16 protein-coding genes and 3 pseudogenes are annotated in these 20,219 nt (G+C 43.1%); 16 read left to right on the top strand and 3 right to left on the bottom strand.

Annotation, left to right across the window (positions count from 1 at the left end):
• Nucleotides 1-2: 2 nt before the first annotated feature.
• From hydE to cydC, 7 genes are all read left to right on the top strand, one after another.
• Nucleotides 3-929, top strand: a complete 927-nt coding sequence (gene hydE, locus CHY_RS11370) for a [FeFe] hydrogenase H-cluster radical SAM maturase HydE (protein ID WP_011345315.1) — start codon at nt 3-5, stop codon at nt 927-929.
• Between the two features lie 161 nt (nt 930-1,090).
• Nucleotides 1,091-2,332, top strand: a complete 1,242-nt coding sequence (locus CHY_RS11365) for a DNA recombination protein RmuC (protein ID WP_011345314.1) — start codon at nt 1,091-1,093, stop codon at nt 2,330-2,332.
• A 114-nt stretch (nt 2,333-2,446) separates the two neighbouring features.
• Nucleotides 2,447-2,866, top strand: a complete 420-nt coding sequence (locus tag CHY_RS11360) for an RrF2 family transcriptional regulator (protein ID WP_041537763.1) — start codon at nt 2,447-2,449, stop codon at nt 2,864-2,866.
• A 50-nt stretch (nt 2,867-2,916) separates the two neighbouring features.
• On the top strand, nt 2,917-4,254 hold the full coding sequence (locus CHY_RS11355; protein WP_226986707.1) for a cytochrome ubiquinol oxidase subunit I: 1,338 nt from the start codon (nt 2,917-2,919) through the stop codon (nt 4,252-4,254).
• A 1-nt stretch (nt 4,255) separates the two neighbouring features.
• Nucleotides 4,256-5,272: a cytochrome d ubiquinol oxidase subunit II gene (cydB, locus tag CHY_RS11350; RefSeq protein ID WP_011345311.1), complete on the top strand. Its 1,017-nt coding sequence runs from the start codon at nt 4,256-4,258 to the stop codon at nt 5,270-5,272.
• A 75-nt stretch (nt 5,273-5,347) separates the two neighbouring features.
• Nucleotides 5,348-7,072: a thiol reductant ABC exporter subunit CydD gene (gene cydD / locus CHY_RS11345; protein ID WP_011345310.1), complete on the top strand. Its 1,725-nt coding sequence runs from the start codon at nt 5,348-5,350 to the stop codon at nt 7,070-7,072.
• Nucleotides 7,069-8,742 carry a thiol reductant ABC exporter subunit CydC gene (cydC, locus tag CHY_RS11340; RefSeq protein ID WP_011345309.1) on the top strand — a complete coding sequence of 558 codons (1,674 nt, stop codon included), beginning with the start codon at nt 7,069-7,071 and terminating at the stop codon, nt 8,740-8,742. Before cydD ends, cydC begins: the two co-directional genes overlap by 4 nt.
• A 178-nt stretch (nt 8,743-8,920) precedes the next feature.
• Here cydC and CHY_RS11335 read toward each other — a convergent pair whose 3' ends face one another.
• Nucleotides 8,921-10,162 (bottom strand): HD domain-containing phosphohydrolase, encoded by a 1,242-nt coding sequence (locus CHY_RS11335; RefSeq protein ID WP_011345308.1) that lies wholly within the window; start codon nt 10,160-10,162, stop codon nt 8,921-8,923.
• 134 nt (nt 10,163-10,296) lie between these two features.
• Here CHY_RS11335 and CHY_RS11330 point away from each other — a divergent pair, with 134 nt between their 5' ends.
• From CHY_RS11330 to CHY_RS11300, 8 genes and pseudogenes are all read left to right on the top strand, one after another.
• A complete protein-coding gene (locus CHY_RS11330; RefSeq protein WP_011345307.1) occupies nt 10,297-11,622 on the top strand; it encodes a CCA tRNA nucleotidyltransferase in 1,326 nt (441 codons plus the stop codon).
• Nucleotides 11,623-11,688: 66 nt separating this feature from the next.
• On the top strand, nt 11,689-13,620 hold the full coding sequence (locus tag CHY_RS11325) for a cell division protein FtsA (protein ID WP_011345306.1): 1,932 nt from the start codon (nt 11,689-11,691) through the stop codon (nt 13,618-13,620).
• A 162-nt stretch (nt 13,621-13,782) separates the two neighbouring features.
• Nucleotides 13,783-14,319, top strand: a complete 537-nt coding sequence (locus tag CHY_RS11320; RefSeq protein ID WP_011345304.1) for a 4Fe-4S dicluster domain-containing protein — start codon at nt 13,783-13,785, stop codon at nt 14,317-14,319.
• A gap of 53 nt (nt 14,320-14,372) precedes the next feature.
• Entirely contained in the window at nt 14,373-15,413 is a 1,041-nt protein-coding gene (locus CHY_RS11315; RefSeq protein WP_011345303.1) for a GerMN domain-containing protein, read from the top strand.
• A gap of 155 nt (nt 15,414-15,568) precedes the next feature.
• A pseudogene (locus CHY_RS13245) lies at nt 15,569-15,669 on the top strand (MerR family DNA-binding transcriptional regulator); the annotation flags it as partial.
• 116 nt (nt 15,670-15,785) lie between these two features.
• The gene (locus tag CHY_RS13540; RefSeq protein ID WP_338031314.1) at nt 15,786-15,935 is read left to right on the top strand and encodes a hypothetical protein; all 150 of its coding nucleotides are present in this window, start codon (nt 15,786-15,788) and stop codon (nt 15,933-15,935) included.
• Nucleotides 15,908-16,306: pseudogene (locus CHY_RS11305) on the top strand (IS200/IS605 family accessory protein TnpB-related protein); the annotation flags it as partial. The gene CHY_RS13540 and the pseudogene CHY_RS11305, both read left to right, overlap by 28 nt.
• A gap of 152 nt (nt 16,307-16,458) precedes the next feature.
• Nucleotides 16,459-17,208 carry a hypothetical protein gene (locus CHY_RS11300; protein ID WP_011345302.1) on the top strand — a complete coding sequence of 250 codons (750 nt, stop codon included), beginning with the start codon at nt 16,459-16,461 and terminating at the stop codon, nt 17,206-17,208.
• Between the two features lie 9 nt (nt 17,209-17,217).
• Here the strand turns inward: CHY_RS11300 and CHY_RS11295 are convergent, their stop codons facing one another.
• Nucleotides 17,218-17,718, bottom strand: coding sequence for a hypothetical protein (locus CHY_RS11295; protein ID WP_011345301.1), 501 nt, complete (start codon nt 17,716-17,718; stop codon nt 17,218-17,220).
• A 399-nt stretch (nt 17,719-18,117) separates the two neighbouring features.
• Here CHY_RS11295 and CHY_RS11290 point away from each other — a divergent pair, with 399 nt between their 5' ends.
• Nucleotides 18,118-19,104, top strand: a complete 987-nt coding sequence (locus CHY_RS11290) for a sodium:calcium antiporter (protein ID WP_011345300.1) — start codon at nt 18,118-18,120, stop codon at nt 19,102-19,104.
• Here the strand turns inward: CHY_RS11290 and CHY_RS11285 are convergent.
• A pseudogene (locus tag CHY_RS11285) lies at nt 19,101-20,036 on the bottom strand (metal-dependent hydrolase). The gene CHY_RS11290 and the pseudogene CHY_RS11285 sit on opposite strands and share 4 nt — an antisense overlap.
• Nucleotides 20,037-20,219 lie beyond the last annotated feature (183 nt).

The raw sequence follows: 20,219 nt of genomic DNA, 5'->3' as shown, positions 1-20,219 counted from the left end.
CTTTGGAAATTTATCAAGATAAACTCTATGCCTTGGCCGATAGCATTCGAGCCCGGGAAAAAGGGGATGTAGTATATCTTCGGGGAATCATTGAGTTTTCCAACTACTGCCGGCGAAACTGCCTTTACTGCGGTCTTCGCCGGGATAATACAAAGCTTGGCCGTTACCGGATGAGCCCCGAGGAGATAATTAAGCGAGCGAAAGAAGTTGCTGCTCTTGGGATAAAAACCGTGGTACTCCAGAGCGGTGAGGACCCCTATTACAAACTGAAGGACCTGGTAGGGATAGTTTCCCGGATTAAAGAACTTGGGGTCTACGTTACTTTAAGTATCGGGGAACTTTCTACTCATGCGTACCGGGAATTAAAAAAAGCCGGGGCGGATCGTTACCTCTTGCGGCATGAGACGGCAAACCGTAAACTTTATGAAGTACTCCATCCGGACGGAAGTTTTTTTAACCGGGTGCGCTGCCTTTATGCTTTAAAAGACCTTGGTTACGAGGTAGGTGCGGGGAATATGGTAGGCCTTCCGGGGCAGACGGACGATATGCTCTGGGAGGATTTATTGTTTATGGAGAAGCTGCAACCGGAGATGGTGGGGATTGGTCCCTTTATTCCCCATCCGGATACACCGCTGGCCAAGGAAAAGGGCGGAACTTTAGAGCAAACCCTTACAATGATTGCCCTGACCCGGATTATACTCCCTAAAGCCAATATCCCTGCCACTACGGCCCTTGGTACCATCCATCCCGAGGGCCGGGAGCTTGGCTTAAAAGTGGGGGCCAATGTGGTTATGCCCAATATGACCCCGCAACCGTACCGACCTCTCTACCAGCTTTATCCCGGTAAAATCTGCGTAAACGAAGATCCCGACGCCTGCCTTCCCTGCCTGAAAAGGAGAATCGAGAGCATAGGGAGAACAATTATATAGGTGGTCAGTGGTAGGTGGTCGGTGGTCTGCAAATTCTTTTTTCTTACCTGCCATCTATTACCGATGGACGACTGATTACAGTTTTTTTGGAGAGCCGTCCCTTTTAGAGGTTTGAGGTTGGAAGTTAGAAACTGGAATAATAAATGAAAGGAGACATAATCTTGGAAATATTTATTTTTATTCTGCTTTTTATCATCCTTATTTTCCAAATCATCCTTTTTATGAAAATTCGTTTTCCGGAAAGAGAAAGCCTTCTTACCGGCATTAACTTTCTCAAGGAACTTTTAAGCAGTCTTAATAGTACCCTGCGGGAGGAAGCTGCCCAAAACCGAAAAGACCTAAGCGACAGCTTAAGAGATTTTCGCGATACCATGCTTGGGTCTTTAAGTCAGATCGGGATTTTACAGAAAAATCAGTTAGAGGCGGTAGAAAGACAGCTTTCCGGGCTTATGCTGCAAACCGAGCAGCGGTTGGAAGCGGTGCGGAAAACGGTAGAGGATAATCTTCATCGCTTGCAGGAGGATAACGCTAAAAAGCTGGAGGAAATGCGGGCTACCGTCGATGAAAAGCTTCAGGGCACGCTGGAGCGACGGCTTTCGGAATCCTTTCGGCTTATTAGCGAGCGGTTAGAGCAGGTACAACGGGGCTTGGGAGAAATGCAGGCTTTAGCGGCGGGAGTGGGAGACTTAAAGAAAGTTTTAACCAACGTTAAAACCAGGGGAACCCTTGGTGAAATTCAGCTTGGGGCAATTTTAGAGCAGATTTTTGCCCCGGAGCAGTACGAGAAAAACATCGCCACGAAAAAAGGTTCGGAGGAGCGGGTAGAATTTGCCATTAAGCTTCCCGGGCAAAAGGATGGCCCGGTGTGGCTCCCCATTGATGCAAAGTTTCCTACCGAGGATTACCAGCGATTACTGGATGCTATCGATAAAGGAGATGCGCTTTTAGCCGAAGAAGCCGCCAAAGCGTTGGAAAATAGAATTAAGGATGAAGCCAGGAAAATCCGGGAAAAATACTTAGATCCTCCCCATACCACCGATTTTGCTATTATGTTTTTGCCTTCGGAAGGTTTATATGCCGAGGTCTTAAGAAGAAATGGTTTGGTAGAAAGGCTTCAGCGGGAATATCGCGTTGCCGTAGCCGGACCTACTACGTTAGCGGCTTTTTTAAATAGCCTGCAGATGGGCTTTAGAACCCTGGCTATTGAAAAGCGCTCTCTTGAAGTCTGGACCCTCCTGGGGGAAGTAAAAACCGAATTTGCCCGTTTCGGGGAAGCTCTGGATAAAACCCGGAAAAAACTTGAAGCTGCCACCAATGAAATCGACAATGCCGTAAAGAAAACCAGAAATATCGAGAAAAAGCTTTCCCAGGTTCAAGAACTACCCCAGGAGGGACGGTTCTGAGTTATAGTAAAGTATAAAAATGGGGACTATTCCCAAATTACTACTTGACAAAAGGGATATAAATGGTTTATTTTAAAGAAAACAATACTATTTTAGTATACTTTGGAGGAAGAGATGAATCTAACTCAGGCAACCGATTATGCATTTCGGGCGGTATTGTACTTGGCGAGAAAAGGGAATGGGGAGGTGGTAGAAGCCCAGGAAATTGCCGGGCGGGAAAATATCCCCTTAAGGTTTTTGCTAAAAATCCTGCGGCAGCTGGGACAAGCGGGGATTGTAAAATCTTACCGCGGGGTGGGGGGCGGTTTTAGTTTAGCTAAAGATCCGGAAGAAATAACACTTTTAGATGTGGTGGAAGCGGTGGAGGGACCGGTAAAGATTAACCGCTGCTTAATCGATCCCCAGTATTGCACCAGTCAGCGGGGTGGCCGGTGTGCCATTCACCAAGAGCTTTCCTTAATCCAAAATGATATCATTGCCCGGCTGGGAACGGTGAGTTTTAAAAAAATTTTGGAAAGGGAGCAAAACCTTTAAAAAATTTTGCCCAAAACTATACTAAAAAAGTATATTTTTAAGGAGGGTGGATGATGGATCTCACGGCGTTATCCCGTTTGCAGTTTACCATAACCGCTATTTTCCACTTTTTCTACGTACCCCTTACCTTGGGTTTAGCAGTGCTGATCGCTTACATGGAGTACAAGTACTGGAGGACTAACGACGAGGTTTGGGATAAAATGGCCCGGTTTTGGACTAAACTTTTTGCCATTAATTTTGCGGTTGGAGTAGCTTCCGGGATTACCATGGAATTTCAATTTGGCACCAACTGGGCTGACTATTCCCGGTTTGTGGGGGATATTTTTGGAGCACCTCTGGCGGCGGAAGGAGTTTTTGCCTTTTTCTTAGAGTCCACGTTTATCGGTCTTCTGCTCTTTGGTCGGGATAAGATTTCCCGGGGAATGCGGTTTTTAAGTGCGGTCTTGGTTGCTTTTGGCACAAACCTTTCAGCTTTTTGGATTATCGCTGCTAACTCCTGGCAGCAAACGCCGGCGGGTTATAAGCTGGAAGGGGGCCGGGCAATTCTTACAAGCTTTAAAGAAGCGGTATTTAGCCCGTCTACCTTGCCGCGCTTTTTGCACACTTTGGATGGAGCTTATGTAACTGCGGCCTTCTTTGTTATGGGTATAAGCGCTTACTATCTCTTACGCAAGAAAAATGTGGAAATTGCCAGGCCGTCTTTACGAGTTGGGATAATCTTTGGACTTATCTTTGCCCTTTTGCAGATTTATTTTGGCGATATTCATGCCAAACAGGTGGCGGTAACTCAACCGGCTAAGTTAGCTGCCTTTGAAGGCCTCTGGGAGACCCAGGAAAAAGCTCCCCTCCTTATTTTAGGTTGGCCGGATACCAAAAACGAGAAAAATGTCTTTGAAATAGGAGTTCCGGGTCTTTTAAGCTATCTTGCTCACGGTGATGTAAATCAGCCTGTAAAGGGTATTAAAGAGTTTCCCCGGGAGGAACGGCCGCCGATATTACCAACTTTCCTTTCATTCCATTTAATGGTAGGTCTCGGGATTTTAATGGCATTGGCCCTTTTGTGGGCGGTGGTGGAGCTTATCCGGGGCAAAATTTACAATAACCGGTTGCTTTTAAAACTCCTCCTTTACTTTATTCCCCTGCCCTATATTGCCAATGAATTGGGGTGGATAACCGCCGAGGTCGGGCGTCAGCCCTGGATTGTTTACGGTCTTTTAAAAACTTCCGATGCGGTCTCGAAGCTTGACCCAGGGCAGTTAGTGTTGACCAATTTATTATTCATAGCTGTGTACCTTTTCCTGGGCGGTTTGATGCTTTACCTGATGGTGCGGACCGTTAAGACCCATAATGAAAATGCTTTGGGTGTAGCGGAAAGGGAGGTGGCGTAGGGTGGATTTAAATACCGTCTGGTTTTTGCTGGTGGGGGTATTGATTATCGGCTATGCCCTTTTAGACGGCTTTGATCTGGGCGTGGGTAGTTTATTTTACGTCCTTGGGAAAACCGATAAGGAAAGAAAAATTTTAATCAATGCCATTGGTCCGGTGTGGGATGGCAACGAAGTTTGGCTTTTAACCGGCGGTGGAGCGCTTTTTGCCGCTTTTCCTCTGGTTTATGCGTCGGTGTTCAGCGGTTTTTACCTGGCGATGATGCTGGTACTGTTTGCGTTGATTTTCCGGGCGGTAGCGGTGGAGTACTACTTTAAAGTAGATACTCCGGGACTGCAAAAGCTGATGGGCGGCTTATTTTTCCTGGGAAGTTTCTTACCGGCCCTTCTTTTTGGAGTGGCGGTAGGCAATGTGGTTTACGGTATACCTTTAGATGCTGAGCAAAATTACGCCGGTACCTTTTTTGGCCTTTTAAAACCTTTTGCCCTGTGCTTTGGTATTGTTGGGCTTTTTGCCTTTCTGCTGCAGGGGGCGGCCTATGCAGCGTTAAAAACCGAAGGGGACCAGCAAAAACGAGCTCGGGACTTAAGCAAAAATTTTGCCGTGATTTTACTGGTACTGTGGCTAATTGGCGGGATTTACAGCAAAATGGCAGCACCGCATTTGTGGGAAAATTATCAAAAATTGCCCCTTTTATATGTTTTACCGCTTATAACCTTAGTATCCCTTATCCTTATCCCGGGCTGGGTGCGGAAAAACGCTTACCAGAAGGTGTTTACCGCTTCATCTATAGCTTTTGCCACGATGATTTTAACCGTGGCGGCGGGGCTTTATCCCAACTGGGTAATTGCTACTGACCCGGTCAAAAATCTTACAATTTACAATGCTTCCTCCTCGCCCTTAACTTTAAAGGTAATGCTCATTGTCGCGTTAATCGGGGTACCGATCGTCCTTTTATACACTATCTATACTTACCGGGTGTTTCGGGGTAAAGCTTCACCGGAGCGGAACGGATATTAAAAATATTGCGGTAGCTGTAAAGCTGCCGCTTTTCCTTTATTATGGTAAAATTTAAAGAAAAAACCGAGGGTAGCTATGATCGAAAAAAGATTAAATCAAGAAGCGCTAAAATATAAAGGGTATTTAGTTAAAATCGCTTTAACGTCGTTTATAAGCGGCGGTGCGATTATTGCCCAGGCTTATTTAATAGCGTATATCATCAACGGGGCCTTTTTAGCTAAAAAAGGGCTTGGGGAACTTTGGCCGTTTTTCCCGGCATTATTTCTTATCGTTACCTTAAGATTTAGTTTGGGTTATTTTGGAGAAAAGGTAGGGGCCAATCTTGCTTCTAAAGTTACCGGCGAAATACGGAATGTGCTTTTGGAAAAAATAGCAGCATTGGGGACAAAAGTTTTACTGCCGGAAAAAACGGGAGAGCTTTTAACTCTGATTTTAGAAGGGGTAGAAAGTCTCGAGGTTTACTATGCCCGGTATCTTCCGCAACTAATAAGTGCCGGGATCATACCTTTAATGATTTTGGTAGTGGTTTTAGCTTTAGACCTTATTTCCGGAATAATTATGCTGCTAACCGCTCCGTTAATTCCCGTTTTTATGATGCTGATTGGAAGTTTTGCCGAGAAACTGGCCCAAAAACAGTGGAGCAGCTTATCCCGCTTGAGCGGCAAGTTTTTCGAGCTTTTACAGGGGATAGCGGACTTAAAGGCCTTTGGCCGGAGTAAAGAGCAGGTTAATGAGCTTAAAAAAAGCGGTTTAATGTTCCGGGATGCCACCATGGAGGTGTTAAGGGTTGCTTTTCTTTCAGCCCTTGCCCTGGAAGTTTTAGCTACCATCAGCACCGCGATGGTGGCGGTAGAAGTGGGGTTAAGGCTTTTATACGGAAAAATGGAGTTTTTACAGGCGTTTTTTGTTTTACTGTTAGCACCGGAACTTTATTTACCTTTAAGGAATCTTGGAAGCAGTTTTCATGCGGGCAGAACGGCGATAGCGTTTTCGCAAAAACTGTGGACAATAATAGAGGAAAAAGAAAGCCGGGTCTTTTTAAATAAGCGGTCTATTACCTGGGATTCTCCACCGGAAATTATCCTTAAACAGGTAAGTCATAGTTATATACCGGGTAAAGAAGTTCTTAAAAATATTAATCTTACGATAAAGCCTTTGGAAAAGGTTGCGATTGTTGGACCCAGCGGGGCTGGTAAGTCTACCCTGGTAAAGCTTCTGCTGGGGCTTATGCGACCGGCAGAAGGAGAAATATTAATAAATGGGGTTCCCCTCTGGGAACTTAAGGAAAAAGACTGGTATGACCAGGTGGGTTATCTTCATCAGACGCCCTTTATTTTTCCGGGAAGTATAGCGGAAAATATTGCCCTTGGGAAAAAAGGAGCAAAGGGCGAAGAAATTAAACGGGCGGCGAGTTTAGCCGGGGCCCATCAATTTATTGCCGAACTTCCGCAGGGTTATGACACCAAGGTTGGCGAAGGAGGGCGGGGGTTATCCGGTGGGGAACGCCAGCGAATTGCTTTAGCCCGGGTGTTTTTAAAAGACGCAAAAATTGTAATTTTAGATGAGCCAACCGCAGGTCTTGATGCTCATACCGAAAAACTTTTGGAAAAAGCCTTTGATGAGCTTTTCCAAAACCGGACGGTAATCATCATAGCCCATCGCCTTTCGAGTCTCTACCGGGCGGATAAAATCATTTTGATAGACCGGGGAGAGATCCGGGGTATGGGAAGGCACGAACAGCTTTTAGCGGAAAATGAATTATACCGGCAATTAATTACAGCTTACCGGGGGGAAGTATGAAACAATTATTTAAAATTTTACAAAACGATCTTAGGGGAGTTTTGTTGGCGGTATTTCTCGGGACGCTTACCGTGGTAAGCAGTGTTGGCTTATTTGCCACATCGGCTTATCTTATTTCCAAAGCAGCGCTTAAGCCCTGGGCGTATACTTTGACCCTGACCATTGTAGGCGTGAGATTTTTCGGACTTTCCCGGGCGGTCTTTCGGTATTTGGAACGGTATTTTTCCCATAAGACCACTTTTAATTTTTTAGCCGAAATCCGTAAGTTTTTTTACGAAAAAGTAGAACCCAAAGCTCCGGCAATTTTCCAAAAAGCCCGCAGCACCGATTTACTGTCCCGGATGGTGGCGGATGTGGAAAGCTTACAAAACTTTTTCTTACGGGCGGTTTATCCGTACCTTGTGATATTGTGGGTTTTAATTTTAGCCGGGATTTTTTTATGGAGATTTTCTTTTTGGTTTTCCTTACTCCTCTTTTCAGGATTTATAATTGCAACCATTTTTTTACCCGCCTTTCTGGGAAAGAAGCGCTTGGAATTTACCCAAAAACTTCGCACGGAGCGAGCTTTTTTAGCCGACGGCATTGGGGAACTAATCCTCGGGTATATTGATTTAAAAACCAACAATAGTTTGGAGGAAAAGGTTTTAGGGGTCCAAAAGCTTTCCCAAAAACTTATAGCTTTACGTAAGATGGCGGCAAATTTAACTGCTTTCTCGGAGAGCACTGTTTTCTTTTTAAGTCATTTTTCCGGCTTTTTAGCGTTACTTCTGGCAGTCTACTTAAGTTCCCAGGGAAAACTTTCCGGAGTGCTTATTGCTCTTGTGGTTTTAGTGGTGCAAACTTCTTTTGAAGCAGTTTTACCGGCAGCTGCGGCCCGGCAGTACTGGGAGGAAAGCAAGGAAAGTGCCAGAAGGATTTTTTCCATATTAAACGAGCCCCCGCAGGTTATTGAGGGAGCCGGGCGGACTGATTTACCCGGCGACTTTTCTTTAGAGTTTAAAAAGGTGACGTTGATTTACCCAGGAAATGTTGAGCCTTCCTTAAAAGAAGTGAGCTTTTTTCTAAAGGAGGGGCAAAAGATAGCCGTGGTGGGCCCCAGCGGCTCAGGGAAAAGCAGTATTTTAAAGCTTCTTTTGCGCTTTTATGATTATAAAGGGGAAATTTTCCTCGGGGGTGAAGAACTTAAGACCTTTTCTCCGGAAGCGGTGCGGACCCTTTTTGGGGTGGTAAGCCAGGAAAGCTTTATTTTTAACAGTACTCTTGAGGAAAATTTACGGATTGCCAAACCTGAAGCTCAGGAAGAAGAGCTTTTGGCGGTACTCGAAAAAGTTAGGCTTTCTCATTTAAAGCTTTCCTTTGAAGTAGGAGAGCGGGGGGAACGTTTGTCGGGCGGGGAGCGCCAGAGGCTTTTAATAGCCCGGCTGCTTTTAAAAAATGCTCCTATCTGGCTTTTAGATGAGCCAACTACCGGCCTTGATAGTATAACGGAAAAAGAGATTTTAGATAATATTTGGGAAGTAGCGGGGGATAAAACCCTTGTTTATATAACCCACCGTTTGAGGGGTTTAGAAAAGATGGATGAAATTCTGGTAATGGACCGGGGAGAAATAAAAGAAAAGCTTAGCTTTGTTGAGTTTAAAAAAAGGTATTTAAACCATGACGGGGTTTAAAGGGGTGAAAAAGAAGCTTGCACCGATGTTATCCGGCGGACGTTTAATATTGTCGGACAAAAATTTTTTTTAAATATTGCAGGAAAAGGTTAATTTTTGTCAAAATGCTTTTAACAAAAATGCCCTCTACCAAAATTTCCGATAGAGGGCATTTATTTTGGGCAGGGGAAATTGCTCCTTAGCTAAGGAGCGGTTCGTTAGTTTTCCCGGTAATCTGACCAATTTCTTCTTCCTGAGATTTTTCCAGATAATCGATATTTTCTTTTAAAAGCTTTACTACCTCAGGGTCTACTATTTCCTTTTGGGCCATGTTTTCCAAGATATCGAGAGCATTTTCAATACTTAAAGCATCCCGGTAAGGCCGGTTTTCCCTTAAAGCGACCCATTTATCGGCTACCGCCAGAATGCGGGAAGGAAGGTCAAGCTGGTCTTTGGTAAGCTTAAAAGGATAACCCTGGCCGTTGGGCTGTTCATGGTGGTAACCGGCCCACTGGGCGACTTTTTCAAAACCTGTGACTTGTATTAGTAAGTAATAGGTATAATAAGGATGGGTTTTAATTAGTGCATACTCTTCATCGTTTAGCGGGCCGTTTTTTTCTAAAATCTTATTGGAAACGGAAAGTTTTCCGATATCGTGCAGGAGACCGGCGATTTCAATTAAAGATTTTTGCCCGGGAAGGCCGGCAATTTCGGCAAGCTGGCCGCTTAGGGCTGCAACTTTTAAAGAATGCCTTTCCGTAAAAGGGCTTTTCGCGTCGATAATCCGGGCAAAAGGCACGGTTAAAAGCTTTAGCCCCTGTTCACCGGCTAAAATTTTGGTTTTTGGTCTTAAAGCCTTTAATCTATCTTCAATATAATATGTAGTAAGGTCAAGCCAGAAACTTTCTTTTTGAGATAAATCCAGGAAAGCTTCAACTACATCTTCATTAAAGAGGATTTGAACATTTTTCCTAAAAAACCGTTCAATTTCACTTCGTTGTAAAAGGGCAAGTTTGTTTGGTTTTAAATATAAATCTACCTGGTCGGCAGCAAAGATAATTTGGCTTAAGAAAGCAAGGGGGGAATTTTTTTCAGCGGAAGTAAAATTAATATATTTGGTATGGTGATGTTTTATTACCTGAGCTACTTCGGTAAAAAACGGTACATCTTTTAAAAGTTCATAGCCAAAGTTGGCATGGGCAGTGTCGTATTTATCTAAATTATGAATTTCCCTGTCGACTAATTTTGCTCCGGCGCCCAAATCGTGTAAGTAGGCAGCCCAAAACAAAGTTTCATAATCCTTTTCCGAAAGATTGAGTTTTTTCCCGATCGAAGCGGCTATGTAGGCAACCCGTTCGTGGTGATATCCCAGGTCTTCATTGGTAAATTCTAAAGCTTTGGTTAAAGCTATAACGACGTCGGTTAAATCTATCTCATACATCACTTACCACCCCCCCGTTGATAAAAATAATTAGAATAATTTAAAACCGACGTAATTATACCATACTTCGACAATTTATTGAAAGGACAAAGCTTTGAGGATTCCGAAAAGAGAAGAAAGTAGAGGCGACTTAAATGGATATTTTACAAAAGGTAAGAGAAGTCATCAAAGACTCCAAAACTTACTTTGTGGGCGGTAGTGTACGGGATATGCTGCTTTCCCGCCCGGTCAAAGACGTAGACCTGGCTACTTTTCAAAAGCCGCGGGAAGTGGGCGAGAAACTTTTAAAAGCTTTTGGGGGAAACTTTTTTCCTCTAAAGGAAGAACTTTTAATTTACCGGCTGGTCTTTAAGGATGGGGGCGAAACTTACCAGGTGGATATTCTGCCGGTTTTTGGGGAAAGCTTGGAAGAAGACCTAAGACGCCGGGATTTTACGGTAAATGCCCTGGCTTTGCCGGTTAACGGTGAATTTCCCCGAGAGGTTATCGACCTTTTCGGAGGTAGAAACGATTTACAGGCCAGGATTATCCGGATGATTAGTGCGGAAAACATCTTAGAAGACCCGGTACGAATTTTACGGGGAATACGCCTGGCGGGAGAGCTTGGTTTTGCCGTAGAGCAGGAAACAATGGTTGTATTTAAACAATATATACAATATATAAAGAAAATGCCCGGGGAGCGGGTAGCGGAGGAGCTTAAAAAAATTTTCACCTTAAAACCTGCCGTACCAATGGTAGATATGCTGTTTCATACGGGGTTTTTTGAAGTGTTTAATCTTGGATTGAAGGAAGGGTATGAGCTTTACCAAAATTATCACCACTCGGAGACGGTTTACCGGCATTTAATAGATACGTTAAATCGAATGGAAGAGCTTTTGGAAGATAACCCTTTGGGGATCAGGAGCGATTATCCGCCGTATCTTTTAAAAATGGTGGCGTTTTTTCACGATATCGGTAAACCCGGGACATTATCTTATGACAAAGAGGGGCGAACCCGCTTTTTTGGCCATGAAAAGGAAAGTGTAAACAGGCTTAAACCTTTTCTTGATTATCTTAACTTTTCCCACCGGGAAAAAAGGGTTTTAACTGTTTTAATTCAAAACCACATGCGGCTTTTATCTCTAAAAACGGCGGCAAAAGTAAGCGGTGAGGCAATTTTACGGCTCGTACATGATACCGGAGATTTGTTTTTAGAGTTAATTCTTCTGTATCTTGCGGATAAAGGGGAAAAAGCCCGGGACGATTTAGAATTTTTAAGGGGGTTAATAAATTTTTATTACGGATACCTGGAATTTAAGGAAGGGCTATCGGGAAAAGAGATTATGAAAACTTTAAATCTTCCCGAATCTCCTGCGGTGGGGCACATTAAAAATTATCTTTTAAAAGCCTGGGCCCGGGGTGAGATAAGGAATAGCGGAGAGGCACTGGATTATATGCGAAGAAAGTTTAATAAACGTTAATTCTTAAAGGAGAATACCGAAAAATAGCGAATAATAAGGTATAAAAAAAATACGGGCGGGATTGGTATGGATGAAAAAAATATAATTTTTGCTTTAGATATAGGAACGCGGACGGTTATCGGGGTTGTCGCGGAAGTTTTGGAAGATGGAAAAATAAAAATTTTAAAAGAAACCATGCGGGAGCATAACGAACGCTCCATGTTAGACGGGCAAATTCACGATATAGCTAAAGTAGCGGGGGTTGTAACGGAAATCAAGGAAGAGTTAGAAAAGGAGCTCGGAATAAAACTTACCAAAGCGGCGATAGCAGCGGCCGGACGAGCCCTTTATACTGCCACCGCTTATGCCGAAAAAGAAATTGCCGGGGGCGAGGTGAGCGCCCGGCAGGTTTTTGAATTGGAAAGCCAGGCTTTGGAAGCGGCAACCGAAGCGCTGAGCAATCAAGGGGATGTAAGGTACGAACTGGTGGGTTACAGCATCATTAATTATTATTTAGACGGCTATCCTTTTAAAGCACTGGAAGGACACCGGGGGAAAAAGATGAGCGTTGAGCTGGTGGCCACATTTTTGCCGGAAACGGTTACTGCCAGCCTGCAAGCGGTTCTTATACGGTCGGGGTTAGAACCGTTAAGCCTAACCCTGGAGCCTATCGCGGCCATAGCGGCTACTGTTCCCGAAAGCCTGAGGTTACTCAACATAGCCCTGGTGGATATAGGGGCCGGTACTTCGGATATTGCTATTGCCCGGGATGGTGCGGCGGTAGCTTACGGGATGGTACCGGAAGCGGGCGATGAGGTAACCGAAGAAATTATGCGGCAGTTTCTCGTGGATTTTCCCGATGCGGAAAATATCAAAAAGCAATTGGCTTTAAACAAAGAGATAGCCTTTTACGATATTCTGGGACAGGAGGTTAAATTACCGGCGGAAGAAATAATTTCCAGAATTGAGCCGACGGTGGAGCGGATAGCGGGAAAAATAGCCGAAGAAATTAAACGGCTTAACGGGGGGACTCCCAAAGCGGTATTTTTAGTGGGAGGAGGAGCGAAGACTCCCGGCCTTGCCAAAAAGCTTTCCGAGCTTTTAGGGCTTGACGTTAGCCGGGTGGCGGTTAAAGGATGTGACTTAAGGGAGCAAAAATTTTTAACGGTACCGGAAAGGCTAAAGGGACCCGAGGGAGTTACGGTTCTTGGCATACTGCTAACTGCACTGAAAAAATACGACCACGGTTTTATTACCGTCTTTTTAAACGGGAGAGAGGTTCGGCTTTTACATCGGCAAAATTTAAATGTCGGCGAGGTATTAAAGCTTTCCGGAGTAACACCGGCAGAAATCTTTGGCCAGGAAGGAAAAAGCTTAATGTTTTATCTTAACGGAAAGAGGCGAGAAGTAAAAGGAGAATTACCCCGGGTTTGTGAAATTTATGTGAATGGACAAACTGCATCCTTAAAAACAGCCGTTGGGGCTGGAGATTCCATAAAATTTGTACCGGCCCGGGATGGTGGTGATGCAAAGCTTACGGTAAAAGACCTTTTAAACGAGTATAGAAGTATTGTCATTAAAGTAAATGGAGAAGAGATAGCTCTAAATCCCTTGGTAACCTTAAATAATGAGGTTTTAGCCGACGATTATTTGATCAAAGAAGGGGATAACCTCATTATCTGTTCCCGGGAAACGGTGGGGACGTTGTTTGCTCAAACCGGAAAAATTTTAGTAAACGGAAGGGAAGTAGATTTAGAGTACCGCTTTTTCCCGGGAGATGAGGTAGTTTTAGGGGAAGAGGTCTTTTTTCCGAATAATGATTCTTTGGCAATAAAAATTACCTTAAACGGCAGGACGGTGAAACTTGGCGGAAAATCAAGCTACATTTTAGCCGATGTATTACCCTACTTGGAAGAAATTCCACCGAAGGTTAGTTCCTTGAAAATCTTCTTAAATGACCGCGAAGCCGGGTTTACCGATGAGCTTAAAGACGGAGATGTAATACAAATTCTTCTTTAGAAAAATGTTTCTGTTTTTTAAACAAAAAAATAAAAATTTTCAAAAAATAATTCTGTTATCCCTTTATTTTTTTGGGAAATTTGCATATAATAAATTTAAATAAACTTTTCACTAAAGCAATATTATTTTGACGGTGGAGTCTAAAATAGGGGGAGAGAAACAATGTTTTTATACGTTGATTACGATGCCTGCCAGCATGAACCAAGCTGTAAAGCGGCGGAGTGCTGCCCAACCGGGGCGATCACATATAATGCCGAAACCCGAAAAATTAATGTTAATAAAGATATATGCAATTTTTGCGGTGAATGTTTAAAAACTTGCCCGTATACGGTTTTTCATATTGTAGAAAATGAAGCGGAAGCAAAACGCCTGGATGAAAAATTGCGCCAGACCCGAAATACTTTTGAATATTATCTAAAGAAATTCTTTCAGGTTACCAAAAATATCATTCCCTATCGGGAGTTAGAAGGATACCTGGATGATTTTCCGGGAATTAAAGATATTGCCGTTTTACTGGTGGACGATGAACTAAAAATCTTTATTGTACCGGAAAACGGGTTTGACAAAACTAAATTTGTGGAGTTTGCCAACAAGTTGGCGGAGCAGCCGGTACCGGCCAATAACGTAATCCTTTTAGAACAAATTCCCCGGACAAAAACCGGAAAGATACATTTTAGCCAGATATTAGGGCAAACTTAATCCTGTAGCAATACAGGATTTTTTTGTGCATCTTATGCTGAGGAGGTTTTCCGGTGAAAAAGTTTTTTGTGTTGGGAAGTTTAATTTTCTTGCTTTTGCTGGGGGCGGGAGGTTGTGCTAAAAAAGAGTTAACCGAGCCTACCCCGTCTCCTTCACCCAAGCCAGCGGAAAAACCAGTACAGTTAACGGTTACCGATTACTTTCCGGTAAAAGCGAACTGGTACTGGGAATATGAAGGGGAAGGCAACGAATTTGCCGGCGGCCGGGTAGATACGGAGTTCATAGAAGGTAATCGAGTGCAGCTTCTTCAGCAAAATGGCGGTACGGATGTGGCAGAAGTTTTTGAGGTAAGTGAAAATGGGGTAAAACTTATTTATGCAAAGGAAGAAAGTTACTGGCGGATAAATCATTTAGATGAAGCTCCAAGCATGGAACAGTACTATTTGAAAGCTCCCTTAAAAGTAGGTACTACCTGGAAAACCGGAGATATTACCTGGAGCATTGAAAGTCTTTCAGAAAAAGTAAAAGTTCCGGCGGGAGAATTTACCTGCCTGAAGGTTGTAGGAAAGTCTAAAGATAACACTATCGAAAGGTATTTTGCTAATGGGGTAGGCCTTGTTAAACAGCGGTTTATTGCTACTGGGGGAGCCACCATTGAAGACAACCTGAAAAAATACGGGGATGGGGAGAAGGATGGGAATCTTCCGGCAAAAACCTTGACGCTTTACTACCCTTCGGCTAATGTGGATAAGCTTTTAAGTGAAGAGCGAACTGTAAGATTTAAGACAGGAGAAGAACTGGCTGACAAATTAACATCTATTTTAAAAGAAGAAAAATATAAGGTATTAGGTAAAGACGTAAAACTACTAAATTACGTGCGTACCGACCAAAATTTAAGGTTAAACTTTTCCCGAGAGTTAATCTCGGAGCTAAACGCCGGTTCTGCCTTTGAAGGTTTAAAAATAGATAGTATTGTTAATACCTTTGGCCGGGCGTTTGGTACCGAAGGGGTAATCATCAATGTAGAAGGGAAAGGGTACGAGTCAGGACATTTTGCCTTTGGCAAGGATGAAATTTTAAAAGTCAAGCAATAATTGACAGTTGAAGAATATAATAGTACAATAAAGTGATAATTAATGGTTTTATTTTTGTTAAAGGAGGATAACAACAGTCGGTAATAGCAGTGCAAAATGGTATAATTTTACCCTTGTGGTAATGGATGTTATTAAGTATGCAAAAAATAAAATAAATGTACTCAATCAGTCGAAGAACACTTATAAACTGGGAAAAGAAGGGTTAATCACTCCTGTGAGAACTCCAAAGGGCAGAAGAAGGTATCGAAATAGCAATAGTTACATCATTTGCAGCCAGGATTTACGGGCAAAGAGGTGGTAAATAGCTTGATAACAATACAGGCTAAGCTGAGCTTTGCTAACCACGAAGATAAGCAGAAAGTATTAGAACTTATGAGAAGATGGTCATCCTGCATGAGATTTGCATATAACAGGCTTTTAGAAGGTAAAAGCAGAAATGAACTCAAACGAGAATTGCAAGGAATTTTTAATTTAAATTCGAGGTACGTAGATGAAAGGACGTGGCAGCAGCGTATGTTATAGCAAGAAGAGGACTTGGGTTAAAAGAGCAAATTCCCGAAGGGTATATGGCAATTCTAAAAAATTTAGATGCTGACGAATTGGAGGAATTAAAAGAGCATGTAAAGAGGACGGTTAAGAACAAACAACTAAAGAAAAAGCAACTAAAGGAGATAGACAGAGCGATAAAACTGATAGAAAGCCTTGGGAGTGAGCCGGAGAAGGCACTAATACCTCTGGGTGGAACAAGTATTAGCGTCTGTAGCGAAAGCTATAAACTCTGGCGAGTTCTCAAGGTAGCGGTGGTAACGCCACTCTCCCCTGGGAAAGTTTTAAGAGACATCTCTGTCCTGAAGAGGGTAATCTTTTCAGGACAAGCGGGGAGACCCGGTTAAGGGCACGAGTTCCTGCTTCTTGGGGCAGGGGCTATGGGAGTGCTTAAATACCGCCTGCTGGGAATGGGCACTCTCTGAAAGGGCGGACTATAAATAGCCCAGCCTTCCAGACTTGTGTAGTTTTGCACAGTTTGGATGACCAGGAGAAATTATTGAAAAATTATTTTCCTCTGCGCGAGTTCTTACTCCTTTTTGATGATGAGCGGGAAGCGCAAAATTTTCTTCAGTGGTTGAAGAACTTAAAGGAAAAAGGCAAATTTAACGGCAGGGTGATTGAAATTTTCGAACCTCAAGAAGGAGCGGTGTATGAACATCTGGTAGAGGATGAAGAACTATATCTCGATAACGCTCACCTTTTAGCCGAATATATTAATGACGGTTTAGGGAAGTTTTATCAGGAGTACCGGCGGCCAACAAGGAGAGACCTGCCAAAAAAACGGGCTTTTTCCTGTAAAAACTGCATTCATTTTGAACGGGAGATGCCGGTAGAAGTAAGAGAGGATTTCTTAAGTAAAATGACGTTTTACTCGTATCAGGGGGAGGATTTAACTACCGTTTCCGCAAAAACCATCGGTCTTTGCCGGGAAGTTTACGGTTTATTTGATGAAACCGATGAGTTTTTTGATCCGGATTTCGATATAGAGAAATTTGCGGTACTGCCGGAAGGAAGTTTTTGCCAGAATTTTAAGCCCAAGCCGGAGGTTTTAAAAAGATTTATTGACAATGATGAAATTTTGTCGTTAAACGAAGTTGCTGTAAACTTAAAAATCAGCATGGCACGTCTTAAAATTTTAATTGCCAGCGGCTGGTTTCGGGTAGCAAGTTTAGATGAGTCGGGAATGAAATACGTTCACCGTAAGGATTACGAAAATGTGAAAAAGAAAGTGTTAAGCCGGGGGTAGACCCCGGCTTTATTTAAACAAATTAATGGCGGTAGTTATCATGAGATAAGCAAGATAAAGGGCGTATAGTTGGGCGGCCCAGGTTAATACGGCAAAAATAAGATCTAATTTAAGCAGATTGAGCCAGGCCAATCCCTGGGGTAAGGCAGAAAACAAGATAAGTTCCGAATAACCCAGTAAAAACCGCTGAAACAGTAAGTCCTGATCGATTTTTGTAATATTTTTGCTGACAATAAGGGCGGTAAGGTAAGCTACGATAAGATTAACTATACCTATAAGAGAAAAAAATAAGATAAAGATACCTAAAAAAGTTAAAATTATTGCTGGCTGTTTAAAAGAAAGAATTTGGTAGAAGTAGTCTGAACTCTGGGAAAAGGGGAAAAACATAAGGCCAATTAGTAAGAGAAAGGATGCTATAAAATAATTATAAAATGCTTTTTTGCTTCCGGGATAAAGTAACAGCTTTTGCATAGCCGCCCGGGGTTGGCGGATATAGGAAACAAAAGACATGATTAACCACCTCTTGAGGAGTGTTAATAATATTATAACAAATTATCAAAAAATTATGAAGGCGAGGAAAAACGGTGGATTGATAGCGGCGGCGGGCACAGAAATAGCGGAGCTTTTACGGTATCGCATCTACAGGGAAAAGAATTACCGAATCTAAAGGACTTGTCAAAATAAGGTAGAATTACTATAATAAAAAGTGATTAAATGTCGCAAAAAAGTAATTAAATGACGCAAAGGGGAGTAGCCGCCCGGTTTTCCGGGAGAAAGAGCCGACAAACCCGGCGAAGAGCCCGGTTCTTTCACGAAAGGCAAGACCTTTGTACCTAAGAAGTTATTTTTTAGGTATAAAGGTCTTATTTTTTTGTAAACTAAAAATTGTTAGAGAAAGAGGTGGGACGGATGACTGTACTCTTACTTTTTGGCAGCTTGCTGTTTATTTTAGGGGGAGCGGTTTTATTCACCAATGGCGTGGAATGGCTTGGAAAAAAGTTTAATTTAAATGAAGGCACGGTAGGAAGTGTCCTGGCGGCGGTGGGAACGGCCCTACCGGAAACGATGATACCCATTATAGCCATTCTCTTTGGAACCGGTGCCGATGCCCATGCCATCGGGGTGGGGGCTATCTTAGGGGCACCGTTTATGTTAAGTACTATAGCAATGTTTTTAGCGGGGTTATCAGCCCTTGCCTTTAAAAGAAGGGAAAACCGCCTGGAACTTGCGGTAAACGGTGAGGTGTTTAAACGGGATTTAACGTTCTTTTTACCTTTTTATGCTTTAGCTCTCTTGGCCTCTTTTTTACCTTATGCCGGCAAAGTCATAGTAGCCCTTGTATTGGTGGGAGCTTATGCTTATTATTTAAAGATAACAATAACTGCCCCTGCCGGTGAAGAAAACTGCCACGAGTTGGACCGGTGTTATTTTGCTCCCCGTCATGATGACCCACCCACCCTGGCGATTATTGCTCAGGTGCTGGTGGCATTAACAATGATTGTATTGGGGGCCGATGAATTTGTGAAAGGGATTGAAACGGCAGCGAAAGCAGCAGGGATTCCACCGCTGGTACTGTCACTGGTAATTGCTCCTATTGCCACCGAACTTCCGGAAAAGTTTAACTCAATAATCTGGATTCGGGACCAAAAAGATACCTATGCTCTTGGAAATATTACCGGGGCGATGGTTTTTCAGAGCACTTTAATTCCAGCTTTTGGTATCGTGTTTTCCGACTGGCACCTGGATTTTTATGCCGGGCTATCGGGAATACTGGCATTAACGGCAGGTTTGCTGGCTTACCTTGGTTACCGGTGGCAAAAGAAACTATCAGCCAGGCTTTTACTGATAAATGGTCTTTTATATTTAGTGTTTATCTATTTTGTCGTAAGGGGTTAGTCAGCTAAAGACTGGTTTAAATAAGTTTTAACTACTTTGTTTTGCCTGTCAAGTTCAATTAATACTCCAAATACATAATGCCCTCGAAAATGGTAACGGGGTTCTAAAAGATAAATTTTTCTCCCCTGGGGTGTATCTTTAACTTTAACGTAAGTAAACTTGGCAAAATTTAAAAATGCTTTTGCTTCGGGAGTGGAAAGGGCAACCCTTGATTCTTCTGGGATTTCAGAGGATTCAAGGGTTTTTGTTTCAATTATGTTACCGCTTAAAAATTTAGCTTCTCCTTGATGGATTGTTTTGCCCTCCTGGGCAATATAACGCCAGGAGAAAAAGTCGAGGGGATCGGGATAAACGGTTATTTTTGCTTCAGGGTAGAGAAAAGCTACCTTTTGCCAGAGATGGTGCTGGATTTGCCAGCGGGCACCGATATAAAGAAGAACTATTAAAAGCGTGGTGAGAAATACCTTCTGGGGTGACTTTCCCAGCCAAAAGAAAAGAAAACCGCCGGCAAATATTAACAATATATACAGATCGATAATCATTAAAATATCGTAGGAGTAGAGCTTTTTTGATAGAGGCCAGAACAAAGCTGTTCCGTAGGAAGTAAGTAAATCCATGCCAACATGAATAAAGCCGGAAACGAGGGCCATACCAAAGAGATAGCCAAAATTTGCTTTGGGGTTTAAAAAGTAGGCAATAACGGCTGCCAGCAAAGATAAGGTCGCTACTCCCTAGGGGGCATGGGTCAGGGTACGGTGGTATTCAAAATATTTTAAAGGGCCGAAAGCCCGGGTGACAAAGTCTATGTCCGGCGCTTCGGAAGCCAGTACAGAAGCAATAGTTATTGCTTTGGCTAAAGCTGGGTCGGTACCTGCCGGCAAAACGGCTTTGGCCAGGGCATAACCAATAAGTCCGTGGGTCAGGTTGTCCATCTTGGACCTCCTTTAATGTGATATGTCGTAAGTGGTTGGTGGTCGGTATAAACCGATAAATAAAACAGAGTAGTCAGTGGGCTTGGGTGGGATTAAACTACCGACTAATGGGTTGAATTTGGTCAATTGGAAACCTTCCGTATACATTATATAGCTTTTCGTAAAATACTTTTTTCTTAAATT

Source organism: Carboxydothermus hydrogenoformans Z-2901, assembly GCF_000012865.1.
Taxonomy (GTDB): Bacteria; Bacillota; Z-2901; order Carboxydothermales; family Carboxydothermaceae; genus Carboxydothermus; species Carboxydothermus hydrogenoformans.
This window is presented reverse-complemented; position numbering and strand designations above follow the sequence as displayed.